This is a genomic window from Streptacidiphilus carbonis, from assembly GCF_000787775.1.
In the GTDB taxonomy this organism is placed as follows: Bacteria; Actinomycetota; Actinomycetes; order Streptomycetales; family Streptomycetaceae; genus Streptacidiphilus; species Streptacidiphilus carbonis.
This window is the reverse complement of record NZ_BBPM01000012.1, coordinates 6,651-7,856: the sequence shown is the minus strand read 5'-3', so window position 1 is coordinate 7,856 and position 1,206 is coordinate 6,651. Positions and strand designations below refer to the sequence as shown.

The following is a 1,206-nucleotide window of genomic DNA, read 5'->3' as shown; positions in this document are numbered from 1 at the left end:
ACCCCGCGGAGGGGGCCCGCCAGCACGGCCGTCGCGGTGCCGCCGGAGGCGGCGAGCATCGCGGCGTCGGCGGTGAAGCCGCCGAGCGCGGCCAGGGCGATGCCCTGCCGGGCGGGCCACATCCCGTTCAGCCGGAACCACCCGGCGGCGGTCACGGCCTGCAGCAGCAGCGTCGGGACGACCAGGGCGGGACGGCCCAGGAGGGCGGCCAGCGCCAGCAGCGCGGCGATGGCCAGGGTCGCGGCGGCGGGCTGGATGCCCGGGTCGATGATCGGCGAGCCCCTGCGGGGGGCTGCGGGAGCCGGGGTCCGGGCGGCCGGGCCCTGGGCGCCGGGCGCGGTCTCGGGGGCGGTCGGGCCGGTCGGCTGCGCGGCGGCGAAGGCCTCGCGCAGGGAGCCGCCGGGCTGGGCCTCCAGCGGTTGCGGGGGAGGCGGGGCGAGGTCGCCCGCCGGGCCGGTGGGCTGCGCCGCCGCGAAGGTCTCCCGGAGGGAGGTCGGTGCGCCGTAGGCGAGCGTGTGGGCGGTCTGCGGCTGGCCGCCGAGGGCGTCGAAGTACTCGGGCGCGGGGGCCGCGGGGGCCGCGGCGGTCGCCACGGGGGCCGGGTACGGCGCCGCCGGGTCGGCCGGCACCGGCGGGAGGAAGGCAGTCGCCTCGGCGTCGCCGCCGGGGTGCAGCGGCTGCTGCCACCCCGGGCCCCCGGGGTGCGGCTGCGCCGGCACCGGGGGGAGGAATGCGGTCGCCTCGACGTCCGGGGCGGCAGCCCAGGGCTGCGCGTGCGCCTGCGGCGGGATGCCGGACTGCGGCTGCTGCGGGGCGGCATTGCCGGGCTGCTGCCACGTGGCGGCGGGTTGCGCCTGCGGCGGGCGGCCGGGCTCGGGCTGCGGAGCCCTGCTGGCGAGGTGGGGCTGCGCAAGGGTGCCGGGATGGTGCTGCCAGTCCGGGGCGGCGGGCTGCGGCTGTGCAGGGACGCCGGGCTGCTGCCACTCGGCGGCGCCGGGGTGCGCCTGCGGCGGGTGGCCGGGGTGGGGCTGCCAGTCCGGGGCGGCGGGTTGCGGCAGCGGGGGGTGGTTCGGTTGGTGCTCCCAATCCGGAGGCGTCGGCTGGACCGGGGGGAGGAAGGCGGTGGCTTCGGCGTCCGGGGCCGGCCAGGGCTGGGATTGGGGATGTGGCTGCGGCGGGGGGCTGGGGGGGGGCCGGCCGGGGGGG

At 81.6% G+C, this 1,206-nt stretch carries 1 pseudogene; it reads right to left on the bottom strand.

Going from position 1 to position 1,206, the window contains the following annotated elements:
• Positions 1-1,206: pseudogene (locus tag TR46_RS44155) on the bottom strand (hypothetical protein); the annotation flags it as partial.